Raw genomic sequence first — 15,225 nt, forward strand, 5'->3', positions numbered from 1 at the left:
GTTGAAAATAACTTTGCACTTCGCCCCCTAGCACACTTCCCTAAACCGCTATTGACCAGCCTGCGCGGATTTACCTAAACCTTGCACAATCTCCAAGGCCTTTTCGACATTTTCGGCGGGTTGCAAGTCGCCGACGCTGGCGACGATCCTGCCGTCCGCCGCTACCACAAACGTGGTCCGAGCGATGGCACCGTGATTGACTTGTACGCCGCGACTGTCCAAGCGCCCGGTTTTCGACTCGTCCACACTCAAGCCGTAAGAATTGGCGATCTTGCCGTCCGCATCCGAGGCCACCGGAAATTTGCTGGCGCAATAATCAGGGTCGGCCGAAAACTCCTTCAGCCGCTCGATACTGTCCAAGGACACACCCACAATCGTCGCACCGGCGGCGGTAAATTTGTCGTGATTGATCGCAAAAGTTCTTGCCTGAATATTGCAGCCGCGCCCGTAAGCGGTTGGATAGAAATACACCACTACCGGACCCTTACCGCGCGCTTCCTTCAAGGAATAGGCAAACGGCTTGCCGGCAAACGAGGCTTGGGTCTCGAAATCCGGCGCCACATCGCCTTCTTGCAAACCAGCAAGTGCCGAGAACGCGACTAACAGCAATAGTGCGCTACCCATAAAAAAACGTTTCATATCAACTCCGTAAAAAGGATGGGAATAAGCTTCCGGCAGGACATTCATCTACTTACAACCCAGATAGGTATTCGACCAAGGCATTCAATTCGTCGTCGTTTAAAGACTTGGCGACCTTGTTCATCACGGCTTCCGGGCTGTTTTTGCGTTCGCCCAACTTCCAATTAGTCAATTGGCTGCGTAAATAAACCCGGCGCTGCCCACCTATAACCGGGTAAATGACCTTATCCACCACCTTGCCTTTACCGTTTTCGCCGTGGCAACTGGCGCACGCGGGTAAATCCCGCGCTGCATCGCCGTTTACAAACAAATTTTTAGCGAGCGGGTTGTCGGCAATTCGGTCGCCGCGCATGACTTGTTGGCTGGCAAAATACGCTGCGATGTCGGCCATGTCTTCTTGAGTCAGATCGGCGGCCATCACATTCATGATTTCATGGCTGCGCGCGCCAGATTTAAAATCGCTGAGCTGTTTAACCAAATAACCGGCGTATTGGCCGGCGTGGCTAGGAATTCTGACATCGCCGCTGTTGCCGTCCTCGCCATGACATTCCTGGCAACGTTCGTCCGCCGATTTTTGTTTACCGGCGACCGGATTGCCGGTGCCGATACGCTGTAAGGCAAGCTCAGCGCCCTGCTCGGCCAATACGGTTTTCGCCGAGGCCAGCAAGGCAAAGGTACTGACGGCCAGCCACGGACTGCGGCGGCGCCAATGATGCCTTGCTCCGCGGCGTTTGGTGTCGGGCGCCACAGCGCATAGCCAACGGCAAAACCCCATGTCTAGTTCGCCTTCGGTCGATCAGCGGCGAGCTTTTCGACGATTTCCAACGCTTTGGCGACATTTTCTTCCGGCTTCAAACCACCCAAGGTCGCAGCAATTTTGCCGTTCGGCGTGATCACAAACGTGGTACGTTCGGCAAAGCCGTGGTTGATTTCCACGCCTCGGCTATCGGTTTTACCCGGCGCGGCGGCTTTCACGGCAATATCGTAATGACCGGAGATTTTGCCGTCGGCATCGGATGCCACCGGAAATTTGCTGGCGCAGTAATTGGGGTCGGCGGAAAAGTCGTTCAGGCGCTCGATGCTGTCCAGCGATACCCCGACGATGCTGGCACCGGCGGCGGCAAATTTTTCGTGATTGACCGCAAAACTATGCGCCTGCAGATTACAGCCGCCGGTATAAGCGGACGGATAGAAGTACACGACTACCGGACCTTTCTTCAAAGCATCTTCCAGCGTGTAATTAAACGCCTTGCCGGCCAGGGAAGCTTGCGCTTGAAAATCCGGGGCTGGATGGCCTTCCGGGAGCGCGGCCATCACCGGCAAAGCAAAGACGGCAGGCAGCAGGCTTTTCAAAAATAAGTTTTTCATCATTCTTCAATTAGAGAGGTTTGTATTTGTCGTGGCAGGCGCCGCGGCATTGTTTGGAAAAGTCGTTGGCGGCCACTGCAGCCGTATCGAAATCACCGGCAGCCAGCGCATTCTGAATATTCGCCGCCTTGTCCTGATATTCCTTGGCGTTATGCGTGGCGTCGTCGGCATTGCCGCGCTTGGCAAAAAATTCTTCAACCAGCTTGAATTCGTCCTGTAATTGCTTGGCTTGGGTTACCGCGGTGTTCGCGTCCTTGGCGGCAATATTGTTTTGCACTTCCTGAATTTTGGTTTCCACATCATTCATTAACTCTTCGAAATCAAATTCGCTTTCGGCAATCACCGCGCTGCTGCTAAGAACCAACCCAATTCCGAAAAGATAAATCGTCTTTCGCATATCAATAACCCTGTCACGGCTTTACATACCGCACTAAATTGTTTTCTCAGAACATCTCTAAAATTCCCTCTTCGCCAAACAGGACTCAAACGACCCACTGTCACCCAAGGCCCCCACAAAGGCCCGGCTTCGCGTATTACCGGGAGATATCCGGTTTGCCGTCCATTGGCCCCAGCCTCCTTGCCGGGATAAACGCTCACCTGACAGCATCGTCCTAACGCCCTGTTTGATAAAGAAGGAATTTCAGAGATGTCCACTTTGGTTCACATTCGCCTTGCCCCGGCAAATAGCCGGTTCGGCGAATCGCTTACCCGAAAGCGCCAAGCCTTCGGGTAATCCGTTAAAACCCGACCTTAAGCAATCAATTCCTTGATCACTTTGCCGTACACCACGGTTGGACGTTCCGAACGGCCTTGATACTTGTAAATCAGTTTCAAGTGATCCAGACCCAACTGATTCAGCACCGTCGCGTGCAAGTCATAGGTATCCACTTCGGTACCTTTGATGGCTTGTACGCCCAGCTCGTCGGTGCCGCCATGGGTGTAGCCGGCTTTGACGCCGCCGCCCGCCATCCATTGGGTATAACCCCAAGGGTTGTGGTCGCGGCCGTCGCCGGATTCGCTCCATGGGGTACGGCCAAACTCGGAAGTCCACACCACCAGGGTGTCATCCAGCAATCCTTTGGCTTTCAAATCTTTCAACAAACCGGCGATTGGTTTGTCAATAATTTTTGAATGCTTGCTGTGGTTGTCTTCGATGTTTTGGTGCGCGTCCCAATCGCGGCTGTCGCCTTTGATGTCGGTCGGGCCGGATACGACTTGCACGAAGCGCACGCCGCGTTCGGTCAAGCGTCTGGCACGCAACAACAATTCACCGTATGGGCGGGTAATTTCGTCGTTCAGGCCATATAGTGCTTTGGTTGCATCAGACTCCTTGCTGAAGTCAACCGCTTCCGGTGCGGTTTCCTGCATACGGTAAGCCAGCTCGTAAGATTCGGTGCGGGCTTGTAGTTCGCTATCGGTCGGATAGTTGGCCGCATGCTGTTGATTAATCTGTTTCAACAAGTCCAGCGCATGGCGTTTTTCCGCGTTAGCCAGATATTCCGGGTTGTTCAAATGCAGAATCGGCGAATTGCCGGGACGGAACGGCGTGCCTTGATAAACCGCGGGTAAAAAGCCGGATTCCCAGTTCGTCACACCGCCGCGTGGTTCGCGTTTGTCGTTGTACAACACCACGTAGGCCGGCAGATTGGGGTTCGCCGAACCCAAAGCGTATTGCACCCAGGCACCGAGCGTTGGCCGGCCGGGGTTCAAGCCGCCGGTGTTCAACTTCATGATGGAAATATCGTGGGTCGCACCAACCGTGACGCTGGATTTAATAAACGCCAGGTCGTCAGCATGTTCCGCCAAATTGGGCAGCCAGTCGGAAAACCAGGCGCCGCTTTGCCCGTGCTGTTTCCAGTCGCGTTTAGTGGCGATCAATTTGGTGATACCGCCTTGGGTACTAGTTTTGATGCCTTGCAAAAACGACGCAGGAATACCGGTACCGGCTTGTTTGACCAACTGCGGTTTGTAGTCGTACAAGTCCAGCGTGCTGGGGGCACCGGACATGTGCAGCCAGATGACGGTTTTGGCTTTCGGCGCAAAATGCGGCGCTTTCGGCGCTAAAGGATTGGCGCCGGCCAAAGCTTGCAGGGCAGGATCGTCCGCCAGGGCAGTGGCAATGACGCCACCGCCGGGCAGAAAACCGCTGACAGCCAAGCCGCCCAAGCCATAGCCGGTTTTTATTAAAAAATCGCGACGTGATTTGTTGTTCATTATCTAAACCTCTTGAATAGTATTTTGTGTCGGCAAAGACTTAGGTTCTGTGGGCCGCCTGCCGAATCGGTAGGCGGCCTGTTAAGCCCAGTCCTTATGTATGCTTAAAACCGGTAGATAAACTCGTTGGAGTTGGCTACCACGTGGACCAAATCCACGAACGCAGCGGCTCTAACAGGGTCACCCAGCGGCTTGTCCTTAACGCCGGCCGGTACGTTCACTTCAAACTTGCCATCCGCCGCCTTGGCGCGAATGATGGCTTCCTGTTCATTCAAGAAGGCCTGCAACGACTCTTTCTCACCATCGTTCGGTTGCCGCGCAAACAAGATTTGATACAGTCTGCTGATGCGATCTTCTTCATCTTCACCCGCCTCGTTGATAACCCGGCCGGCCAAGGATTTAGACCAGTCGAAAATCAGCTCGCTGTTGTACAGGGTCAGGGCTTGCAACGGCGTGGTGGTTACCTCGCGTTTGCTGTGCGCTTCCTGTGGCGACGCCATGTTGAAAGAGTCCAGGATCGGATACGGGATACTGCGCCGGGTAAAGATGTACAAACTACGGCGGTTCTGATCGTGAACATCCTTCGAGGTTTTCCAGGCCGGATCGCCTTGGAAGTTGCCGCTGGTGGTGTTGATTGCTTTTGGCAACGGCGGGTACACGCTAGGTCCACCTACTTTCTCTTCCAGTTTGCCAGCCGCGGCTAATAAGGAATCCCTGACCTGCTCGGCTTCCAACCGTTGGCGCGGAAACACTGCCAGCAATTGGTTTTCGCCGTCGGCTTGCGCCACATCTTCACGATAATCGGACGATTGGCGATAAACGCTGGACAGCAATATCTCACGGTGCAGTTTTTTCACGCTCCAACCGTCGTTGACGAATTTGGAGGCCAGGTAATCCAACAACTCGGGGTGCGTCGGTTTTTGACCGGCTTTACCGAAATCGCTGACGGTGGTAACGATACCTTTACCGAAATATTGGTCCCAAATCCGATTGGTATACACCCTAGCGGTCAGAGGATTGGTCGGGCTGGTAATCCATTTCGCCAGCGCTGACCGCCGGCCGGATGAAAACGGCAACGGTTTGATGTCCGGTTTTTCGTCGGTAATCGCTTCCGGAAACGCCGGCTGCACTTCTTCCAATGGCTTTTCGTGATCGCCTACCGCAAACACATAGCTAGGCGGCGCATCAGGATGACCCAGTTCGGTCATCGCCGAAATGGTGTTGGAGGACGTGGTGGGTTTCAAATCGTTGAATTTTTTAAGTTCTTTATCCAGCTTTTCCAGCTCGGCCCATTGCTCGGCGATTTTTGGATCGCGGGTTTTGGCATCGGTACTTTCACCTTTTTCCCGGAAATACGATTCCAAACTGCCTTCGTCGGTCACATTTGCCAAACGATGGTTAACCCAACGGTCGCGAGCATTCCATTGCTCTTTAGGTTTGAAGATCGCTTCCCGCGAGTCGGTCAAATAACGTTCCTTGTGATATTTAAGTGCCTCTTCCCTGTGCGTATCGATAATGGCTTTTTTCTTGGCGCGAATATCTTTAGTCGCCTCTTCCCATTTGGCGTACTGTTGTTCGTAGGCTTTTTCCACTTCGCCTTTCTTCGCGGGGATGTTGTCTACCGGCGCGACGTTGGCAAAGAACGACTGTAGCGAGAAATAATCTTTCTGGCTGATCTTGTCGAACTTGTGGTTATGGCAACGCGCGCATTCCACGGTTTGACCCAACACCACCTTGCCCACGGTATCGGTAATATCCGTAGTAATTTGGTATTTGCGTTGTACCAAGTCTCGGGAGTTGCTGTTGTCCGGGAATTGCGCCATGAAGCCGGTGGCCACCAGGGCTTGTTCGTCGCCCGGCCACAATTCGTCGCCGGCCAATTGTTCCTGAATAAATTTGCTGTACGGCTTGTCCTGATTAAATGAGCTAATCACGTAATCGCGGTAACGCCACATGTTCAAGCGATCATTATCGTTTTGGAAACCGGTACTATCGGCATAACGCGCCAAATCCAGCCATTTACGCCCTTGGCGCTCGCCGTATTTAGGCGAAGCCAACAATCGGTCCGCCAATTTTTCGTAGGCATCAGGCGATTTATCGTTAACAAATGCATCGACTTCTTCCGGGGTGGGAATGACGCCCCACACATCCAGCGTAGCCCGGCGGATGAACGACGCGCGGTCGGTATCCTGCGAAGGCTTGATGCCCTTGGCTTCCAGCGGTGCCAACACGAACGCATCAATAGGGGTTCTCACCCAATCTTTCTGCTGCACGTCAGGCACTGCAGGCGCTTTGACCGGTTGATATGACCACAGTTTGGATTTCGTTTGTCCGGCGGGCGCAGCGGCTTCAGTCGCCGGTTTCTCCTCTGCTGCCTGGGCTGCGTCGGAAAGTGCCAGCGCCAATCCCCAGACCACCGCGCAATATAGTTTTATTTTCATTGAATTCCTCCAAAATAACAGCTTGATGGAACGAAGCCGGGACTTAACCCAACCTCATTCGGAAATTAACCTTTATGCTTATGGCCTTTGCTGTGCTCTTGCTCTTTGGCATGCTCTTCGGGCTTAGGCGCGGGCGGGACGATTTTGGTAATCTTGCCGCCCTCTTCTTCATAGTTTTGCGAACCTATCGCGCCTACCACTTTGAAACCCTTTTCAGCCAGCAAATCGGCAGACTTACCGGCACGGCCGGCGTGATTGGACACAGTAACAATCGAGCGTTCTTTGGGGATAAACGGCAAAGCCTTATCCAGTTCATCGATTTGTACGTTCAAATAGACGGGAAAGGTACCGATCTTGCTGATCTCATCGGGACGGCGCACATCGATAAACAATACTTGCTCAGGCTTGGCGAGTAAGGCATCGATTTCCGCGCGATTCAATTTGGGCGTTTTATAGGTATAAGGCCGCGCGGCCGGCGCCTCGGTTTTTTTACCGGCGTCCGCGTCGGCGGCAAAAGCGAGTGGAGCCGCCAAAATCAGAGCTAAAAGAGCCGCTGTGGTCGTGTTTTTCATTGCTATGTCTTCCTGTTATTAGTTGCTAACTGCACGGTTTATCGCGCTTGAATAAGGTTCCTCATTAGGTAAAAGGCAACTAGCATGCCACTCGAAAAATATCCGCCATAAATAACCATTAACCCCTTGTTACCCATTGATTTAAAACGTGATATTTATTTAAAACTACTCTCGATAACGCTTGATAAATCCCTCAATATGCAAGTGCGGTCCAAGCAACTGGTGGAAATTCAGCAGGGTCGCAACATGCCCTGTTGCTGGGCTAGCACCACGCCAATCGTTGATTAGTCCGGCCGGACTTATCCCTGATGCGCCGCTCGGGCTGAGCTCATCAAAGCCTGAAGTGCTTGGCGCTTCGACAAGCCCTTCAAAGGCAGAAAGGCGAGCGCTATTTAAGGTTGAGCTTAATAAAGTGGCTTGGGTCTATAGAAAGGAGGCGTACAGATAGGCCAAGCACGAACGCTGTAACTTCCCGGTCTGCGCCACTGGGAGTCCGGCCAAAACGCCGGACAAAAAAACGGGCTAAGGATCAATCCTTGCCCGTTAGAGGTTCTCACCACGAGAGCTTGATGAAATGCTGGTGGCCCTTAAGTCAGGTTTTAAGGGCCGTTTGAGATACTTCGTCAAATTGGCTATTTCGGCCGACTGCTAATACCGGTAGTCAGCAACGGAATTTTATAGGCCGCGCCGCGACCGACGACATACAGGGTTTTCTTATCAATACCAGCAAACGCCAGGTTCTGCGGCTTTTTGGGTAGTGTAATCACGCCCAGGCTCTCACCTTTAGCGCTTATGATTTCTACGCCGGCATTGGAAGCAACATACAACCTGCCTTCGTCATCCAATGCAATGCCGTCTGCACCGCTGGACCACGTGCCGTCTTCGCCTTTTTTCCAACCCTCCAGTTTGGCGAAATTGCGCCGATTCTGAATCGAGCCGTCCGCAGCAATATCGTAAGCCAGGATGTGTTCGCCTGGGGTATTGGCGACGTACAAAACTTTTTCGTCCTTGCTTAATTGAATACCGTTGGGCCGTTCAATGTCGGTCGCCAATTGTTTTAGCTCGCCGCCGGGTGAAATATAAAACACGCCGGGATGCGACGGCGGCGGATTAGGATTTTCCTTGCTAGGCCGCGTACCGCTATCGGTAAAGTAGATACCGCCGTTGCTGGCGCGCACCAAATCGTTGGGCCGTTGAAATGCCGTGCCTTGATAATTTTCGGCCAAGGTATTTTTATTATTGGCCGGATAAACCACACCGACTTTGGTTTTGACGGTTTGTACCGCGACGATGTCACCGTCGGGCGTTAACGCCAGGCCGTTGGCGCCGTTGGAGTTTTCCAGAAACGTCGAGACTTTGTCGTCCGTGCCGATCCGTATGATTTTGTTCGCTTGGGTTTCAGTAAACAATAAACTGCCGTCACTATAACCAATAGGCCCTCGGTCCCGTTAAAGCCGTCTTTGATCAGCTCGGCTACCACACCGCCGGCGGCGACGCCGGGAATAGCTGGGGTAACCGGATCGTCCGCGCTGGCCGCCGCCACATAAATCAACGCGCTAAATCCCAGTAAATAGAAGTGTTTAGATAACATAAGTATTTCCTTTGCAAATGTTTCGATAAATCAGTTTGCCGGACGGCGGTCTAGCCGTCCGGCGAGTGTAACCATTAGAATTTGGCTCTAAAGTGCACCCCGTAGTAACGCGCATCGCCGTAAGACGCACTCGCCGCGCCAGTACCGGAAAAGTTACTGGCATTGGTAAAGTAGATCGTGTCAAAGATGTTTCTACCGACCAAATCCAGGTTGTACTTGCCATTTTTAGTACCCACCCCAATCCCGCCATCGGTGACGTGATAGGCGTCCTGCTTACCATAGCGCGACAAACTGGCGTTATAGTTAGCCGCGGATTTAAAGCTATCGATCAAATAAGCATGCCACTGCAAACCGTAGTCGTTACCGTAGCCAAAGGTTAAAGGCGACCGGTAATCTATCCCGTAGTTAGCAGTAAACGCCGGCGCGTTCGGGATGGTTTTGCCGGTTTGATCGCAAAATCCGTTGTTATTCGCTTCCGGCGGGCACGGCGCGTTGGCAAAGTCGGTGTAAATGGCTTTGTTATACGAACCGTTCAAGAACACGTTCAAACCTTGAGTAATGTCCCAATTGGTTTCCAATTCGATACCGCGTAATTGAATACCGCCGATGTTACCGAGCTGAGACAAGAACTGCCCCGCCCGCAGTGGATCGGGCGCGACCAACTGCGATTGAAAACTTTGAATGTCGGTTTGGTACAAGTTGACGTTGAATACCAGCTTGCGATCCAGCCAAGTGCTCTTGAAACCAAATTCGTAGTCCATCACATCTTCCGGCTTGACGTTTTCCGTGGCCCCGGTGTTAAAGTTGAACTGTGCGGCCCCGGATTTTTGACCGCCGGCCACCGAACCGTAGACCATCAAATCTTTATTCACTTTGTAACTGGGATTGATTAACCAGTTTTGCGAATTCTGATCGAAACCTTGCCGCGGCGCGTCCCATTCCGGGCCCAAACGATTGCTGCGGATAGCCTTGGCCGCTGCAATCTGCGCGGCATTGGAGCCCAAGGAAGCACCCAAAGCATCTAAATCCACACCGCCCAAATTCCGGCTATAACCGGTGTTCTCCCGACGTTCATACGTATTGCGCAAACCTAAGGTCAAAGTCGCATCATCGGTGACATGCCAGTTGATCTGACCGTAGCCGGCATAGCTATCGGTGGCAGGCACCACGTTTTGCGTCAGCATGGTGTCGCGCATGGACGCCGCCAATAATTGCCTGGACGCCGGACTGGCATTCAACAGGCTGTACTGGCTATTGCTGGCGTGGAAAGCGCCGGCATCTACCCCGAAAAGGCGTTGATTAAAGGTATTGGCGATAGCGCGCATTGCAAATACGCCGAATTGGTAATCGACGGGCCCAGGGTCTTTCGAGGCTAATCTGAGCTCCTGCGACCACTGTTCGTTTTTAACGGTCCAACCGGAGATCCGTTCGATATCGGCCGTCGAACCATCGCCATCATGGTTAGGTTCGAACAACGCATCCCGGTAAGCGGAAATCGAAGTCAACCGATGTCCTGCCACATCCCAGTTTATTTCCGCCGACACCCCGGAACCGTCACCGCGCGATTGGCGCCGTTCGTTATTCGCCATCGCTCTCGGATCACCAATCACGGTCACCGCTTGACCATTGGTTCGCAGTGTATTGAACCAATCCCTGGCCAACCGGGTACTGAAGGTCGTGTTTCGCAGGGTGCCATCATCAAATCGCGTAGGATCGGCGATCAGGGGTTGCACGCTCATGGTTTGAGTCGAGGCCGTTTTATCGACAATCAGCCGCGCGCTCAAATCTTCGCTTGGTGTAAACAGAAACTGCAAACGCCCACCCAGCGCATTGGTCTCGCCTAAATCACCCTCACTGCGATGCACATCCAAATTTTTCACAAAGCCATCACGCTTATCGATAAAACCGGAAGCGCGATACGCCAGCAAACCAGGCAAAATGGTACCGGTAGCGCCGAATTTGCCTTGCAGGGTATCCCTATCCCCCGCGAAGCCATCCACGTAATAACTGTTCTTGAATGAAGGTGCTTTGGTGGTAATGTTCAGCAAACCCAGATTACTGTTTTTACCTTGCAGCGTACCTTGCGGACCGCGCAACACTTCCACCTGATCCAAATCAGCAAAGTTGGCCCACGCCGCACCCGTCCATGCCCGCCAGACGTTATCCACCATCACGCCAACACTGGGCTCCATGGATTCATTACCGCTGTTTTTACCCAAACCCCGCAGCGCAATACTGGTTTGCCGGGCGTTGGCAGACGTTACACCCAGGTTAGGTGCACGCCGGGAAAAGTCTTGTACCGACACCACGTTATCCCGCTCCAGCGTTTCCCGATTGATTACCGCCACCGGAATCGGCACTTCTTGCAACTTCTCTTCCTTACGCCGCGACGTTACGACCACTTCCGACAGGTTTTGCGGCTCGTCGGCCTTCTCTTCCGGCTCAGGCTCAGCGGCGGCTGCGACATTGTCCGGCTCCTGACTGGTTTGCGCAGCCGGATCGGTAGTAGCAGGCACCGGCGCGACCGCCACACCTCTTTTAAGTAAATCCTGCTCACGCCGTTTTGAAGCTTCCAATTCGCGGCTCAAGCGTTCGACCTGTGCTTGTAAATCGTTCACTTTGGTATCGGCAACCGCTTTATTACCGGTCTTTTTCGCGCTTTTTTTCACCGGCGCGGTTTGGGCGGTCGCATCGCTAGCAATCAGCATTGAACCACCCGCTATAGCCATTGCCACACATACCGACAAACCGCGCCGATTGCTGATGTGCAGCGGCACTTTCACCGATTCAATGCTGTCTGCCGACAGACTCCCAATTAAATTTTCCTTCACGATCTCACCTATGCGAATGTTACAAAAACCAATTCGAGCCAACGCCAAAACGACGCCCGCCATTCGAACTTTCTGTAACGCTCTTCGCAACGACCATGCCAGCGGCAGCCCCTCTTGCTGCCAGCCACCCATCAATTCGCTTTAAACTATTGAATTAAAATATCAATTTTAAAATGCGATTTGGCTGTCGGTTTAACACCATGACACCGCTGCCGGGTGGCAAACTGTTGAACGGTCATCAGCCGGTGCTGACCCACTGTTCGCCTGCCAACAGTTCCATGTCAAGTTGATGAGTTGCGTTGAATGGCAGCTTTTGCTCAGGCTTTTCAGCCTAAATTTTCCCACTCAGCTGAATGCCAAACCAGCGTGGATAAGGGTCTGGCCCGTAAGAATTCCAGCCAATTTCGTGATTTCTATCGTTGAAGATGTTTTTACCGATCAGGCTCAAATCCCAGTGCTTGTCGCGGGTACCGACACCGATCGCCGCGTCCGTGCGGGCTCTATCCCCTACCCAACCGTAGGCGGATAAGGTATCGCTGTTATTGAACTCGGTTTGGTAGTTGGTATTAAAGCTGGTGTGCGCGATGTATTTGCTCTCGAAAATCGGTTTGGAATACTCGGCACCGACGTTGAAATTCCATTTGGACGCACCCGGTAGATACTGGCCGGTCATATCGACGTAATCCCCGGTCAGATAACCCAACTCATCGGGCTTGGGTGCGTTTTTGTAATCCAGATATTCGGCAACGTTATAGGCGCCGTTGAAACGGATGGACAAATCGGGAATGGTGTTGATCACGCTGTCCAACTCCACGCCGTGCACTCGGACCCGGCCGACGTTGCCCTGGGTAGTCGCGTAGGCTGTCAGGCCGGAACCGCCGGGTGCCAAGTTGACTTCGGTTTGGAATTGGTCGACTACCTGCACGGCTTGCTGGTAATTTTTAATGTCCATGACAAACGCATCGACATTCAGCACCACCGACTTATCCAGCCAAAAGGATTTAAAACCGAGCTCTAGGGCATGCGTTTCTTCCGGTTTGACAGTGAAAGACAGACCATTGACCGGCGCAATCGATCCGGATTTCTCGCCGTATTGCCAGGACAAATAAGTCGTCAGGTCTTCATTGATTTTGTAGCTGGGCGTCAATTGCGCGGTATACAGTACATCCCGGTAATTATCCTCGACGGTTTGATTCAAACGGCCGATTTGCGAAGCACGCAAGGTTTTGGCGTTGGCGACCATGGTTTTTTGGGCGCTGGTCAACGCCGCATAGCTGGAACCGCCAAAGTAACGAGCCGCCAGGGAATCGGCCAGCGCGGTTTGCTCGGCGCTGTTCGCCACGGCATCGCCAGCCACAACAGCGGTTTGCGCCGCGTTGAGCTTACCGTAATTGGTCGTCGATCCGTAGAAGGTGTTGGTCACCGTTTTATTCGATCCGTCAGGGTTTTTGTCAGGGACGCCGTCGCCATCCACATCGACGGTAAAGGACTGCGCGGTATCGGAATTAAAGCCGCCGGTGGCTACGTTACGCACCGATTCCGGATTAAACGCCCCGCCAACGCCATTTCTGGCAATATTCTTAAAGTTGCGCGACGTACGGTCTTCATGCGTGGCCCGGACCCCGGCGGTAAGCGTGAAGTTGTCGGTAAAATGCAAATCCGATTCGCCGTATAGGGCGCCGGATTGGGTGCGGATCTCGGTAGATTCGAAGGTGCGGGCATCCTGCAACAGGTCTTTCAGGATGGCCACGCCAGCGCCGCGATTGGCGCCGGCGTTTCGATATAAAGCATTGTACTGGCCATTGGTGGCAAACCAGGCCCCGGCGTCGGCACCCCAACCGGCTTTCGAGTCTACATTATCCTTGGTCCATAAACCGATTACGCCGGCCTTGTAATCTAAAAAGCCGCCCGGTTTGTTGACGATTTTAAATTCCTGCGTCCATTGATTGTATTTAACCCCACCGCCGCCATCGACGCTGATGTCAAACGGCGTGCCTTCGTCGTTGTGCGCATCAAAGCGATATTCGCGCACCCCGGTCCTGGAACTCAACACATGATTGCCAACTTCCCAGTCGATTAATGCCGCAGCGCCCTGGTTATTGACGGTTTGGCCTTTGTTTTGATCGAACCAGACGGTGCCGCGTTGTTCGCCGCCGATATAATCGTTATAGGCAAAACCTCTGTTGGCAAAATACTGGCCGGCCGCCGCTCTTGAGCCAACGGCGCTGATCGCCCCCGGACTGGTGGTATCGGTCAATGCAAATTGGTTGCTATGGCTGAAATAGCCATTGAGTTTGGAATAAGCGGACGTGCCATTACGGTCCGTGAGACTGCCGTCGGCAAATCTAAACGGCTGATCGTGGAAGAATGTCAAACCGTTTTGTAACTGCGGCTGCTTAGGCTCGAAGTCGGCGATAAACCGCGCCGTTAAGTTTGAGGTAGGCGTAAACAGCAACTGCGCGCGCCCGCTCAAGCGATCACGGTTATATAGCGTGTAGTTTCTGTCGTATTCGTTTTCATAAAAACCGCGCGCCTTGTCGACGATAAGCGAACCGCGCCAGGCCAGAAAATTATCGATCACCGTCCCGCCCAAAGCACCTTGCAATACCAACGACTCCCGTTGCCCATAGGCAGCGGACAATTCCGCTGTGGGCGCAAAGGTCGGTAGTTTAGAGGTGACGTTGACCTTACCGGAGCTGGCGGCCAAACCACCTTCCGTACCACGCGGCCCGCGCGTGACTTCTACCGCTTCCACATCGTAAAAACTGAAGTTAGCCAACTGCGTCAAGGCATAGGGTACGCCGTCCACCGTCACGCCGACGCTAGGGTCCTGCGTTTCCGTGAAACTTCGTTTACCTAAACCGCGCACCGATAGCGAGGCGCCGCGGGTATTGTTTTGATTGAATTGCACGTTGGACGCGCGGCGGGTGATGTCGCCCAAATCTCTGGACAGTTCCCGGTTAAGTTCAGTACCGGATACCACCGACACCGATTGCGCGACTTCGTGTAGTTTTGCCAATTTGGGTTTGGCCTTTACAACTACTTCACCCAAATCCGCCTTTTGATCGTCGTCGTTCTGGGCTAACTCGGTTGCCTGTGCTTCGTTCGGTGCGGCAGCGGTTTCCGCGCTTGGTGCGCCGGCATTAGCGGTTCCGGCTGGCGCGGTGCCCGTTGCGCCTTTTTTGATAAACTCCAATTCACGTTGTTTGGCTGCGGCTAGCTGCTGACGCAAAGCCTGATTTTCCGCTTCCAAATCGCTGACCGCTTTGCTGTTTACGGTTTTGGTTTTGCTGTTTTTTTTCGGTGCGGCTTCCACGTCGACTGCAGACGCCATGGACACACCGGCGATAGCCATTGCCACGCAGGTCGATAACCTACGTCGCGCACTGATTGCTTGAGGGACCCCATCCTGTCGAATAGCGCTTATTGAAAAAGCACTTGCTAATTTATCGCTCACTATGCCACCTAAACGAATGTTAAAAAAATCGATAAAAACTAACGCTAATACTGTGCCGTCTAAAAGCACATCCGGCTCTAATATCGATTTTGCAATAGGTATGCCAGCAATA

Annotated in this window: 10 protein-coding genes; all 10 read right to left on the reverse strand. The window is 53.1% G+C overall.

Annotation, left to right across the window (positions count from 1 at the left end; all coding sequences use genetic code 11):
* Positions 1-48: 48 nt before the first annotated feature.
* On the reverse strand, positions 49-639 hold the full coding sequence (locus EBB_RS21255; RefSeq protein ID WP_192395710.1) for a peroxiredoxin: 591 nt from the start codon (positions 637-639) through the stop codon (positions 49-51).
* Positions 640-691: 52 nt separating this feature from the next.
* Positions 692-1,387 carry a c-type cytochrome gene (locus EBB_RS21260; protein ID WP_229427619.1) on the reverse strand — a complete coding sequence of 232 codons (696 nt, stop codon included), beginning with the start codon at positions 1,385-1,387 and terminating at the stop codon, positions 692-694.
* 29 nt (positions 1,388-1,416) lie between these two features.
* Positions 1,417-2,007: a peroxiredoxin gene (locus EBB_RS21265; protein WP_192396428.1), complete on the reverse strand. Its 591-nt coding sequence runs from the start codon at positions 2,005-2,007 to the stop codon at positions 1,417-1,419.
* 10 nt (positions 2,008-2,017) lie between these two features.
* Positions 2,018-2,404: a hypothetical protein gene (locus EBB_RS21270; protein WP_192395712.1), complete on the reverse strand. Its 387-nt coding sequence runs from the start codon at positions 2,402-2,404 to the stop codon at positions 2,018-2,020.
* A gap of 353 nt (positions 2,405-2,757) precedes the next feature.
* Positions 2,758-4,221 (reverse strand): DUF1501 domain-containing protein, encoded by a 1,464-nt coding sequence (locus EBB_RS21275; protein WP_192395713.1) that lies wholly within the window; start codon positions 4,219-4,221, stop codon positions 2,758-2,760.
* A 104-nt stretch (positions 4,222-4,325) separates the two neighbouring features.
* Positions 4,326-6,662: a DUF1549 and DUF1553 domain-containing protein gene (locus EBB_RS21280; RefSeq protein WP_192395714.1), complete on the reverse strand. Its 2,337-nt coding sequence runs from the start codon at positions 6,660-6,662 to the stop codon at positions 4,326-4,328.
* 65 nt (positions 6,663-6,727) lie between these two features.
* A complete protein-coding gene (locus tag EBB_RS21285) occupies positions 6,728-7,234 on the reverse strand; it encodes a rhodanese-like domain-containing protein (protein WP_192395715.1) in 507 nt (168 codons plus the stop codon).
* Positions 7,235-7,866: 632 nt separating this feature from the next.
* Positions 7,867-8,643 (reverse strand): SMP-30/gluconolactonase/LRE family protein, encoded by a 777-nt coding sequence (locus EBB_RS21290; RefSeq protein ID WP_225587663.1) that lies wholly within the window; start codon positions 8,641-8,643, stop codon positions 7,867-7,869.
* Positions 8,644-8,899: 256 nt separating this feature from the next.
* Positions 8,900-11,656 (reverse strand): TonB-dependent receptor, encoded by a 2,757-nt coding sequence (locus EBB_RS21295; RefSeq protein WP_229427622.1) that lies wholly within the window; start codon positions 11,654-11,656, stop codon positions 8,900-8,902.
* Between the two features lie 331 nt (positions 11,657-11,987).
* Positions 11,988-15,011 carry a TonB-dependent receptor gene (locus EBB_RS21300; RefSeq protein ID WP_192395716.1) on the reverse strand — a complete coding sequence of 1,008 codons (3,024 nt, stop codon included), beginning with the start codon at positions 15,009-15,011 and terminating at the stop codon, positions 11,988-11,990.
* Positions 15,012-15,225 lie beyond the last annotated feature (214 nt).

The sequence above is a fragment of the Methylomonas fluvii genome (genome assembly GCF_014850975.1).
GTDB lineage: Bacteria > Pseudomonadota > Gammaproteobacteria > Methylococcales > Methylomonadaceae > Methylomonas > Methylomonas fluvii.

Coding starts and splice junctions, on each gene's coding strand:
- EBB_RS21255 (WP_192395710.1), bottom strand. CDS start 639: ATGAAACGTTTTTTTATGGGTAGCGCACTATTGCTGTTAGTCGCGTTC.
- EBB_RS21265 (WP_192396428.1), bottom strand. CDS start 2,007: ATGAAAAACTTATTTTTGAAAAGCCTGCTGCCTGCCGTCTTTGCTTTG.
- EBB_RS21270 (WP_192395712.1), bottom strand. CDS start 2,404: ATGCGAAAGACGATTTATCTTTTCGGAATTGGGTTGGTTCTTAGCAGC.
- EBB_RS21275 (WP_192395713.1), bottom strand. CDS start 4,221: ATGAACAACAAATCACGTCGCGATTTTTTAATAAAAACCGGCTATGGC.
- EBB_RS21280 (WP_192395714.1), bottom strand. CDS start 6,662: ATGAAAATAAAACTATATTGCGCGGTGGTCTGGGGATTGGCGCTGGCA.
- EBB_RS21285 (WP_192395715.1), bottom strand. CDS start 7,234: ATGAAAAACACGACCACAGCGGCTCTTTTAGCTCTGATTTTGGCGGCT.
- EBB_RS21300 (WP_192395716.1), bottom strand. CDS start 15,011: ATGGCTATCGCCGGTGTGTCCATGGCGTCTGCAGTCGACGTGGAAGCC.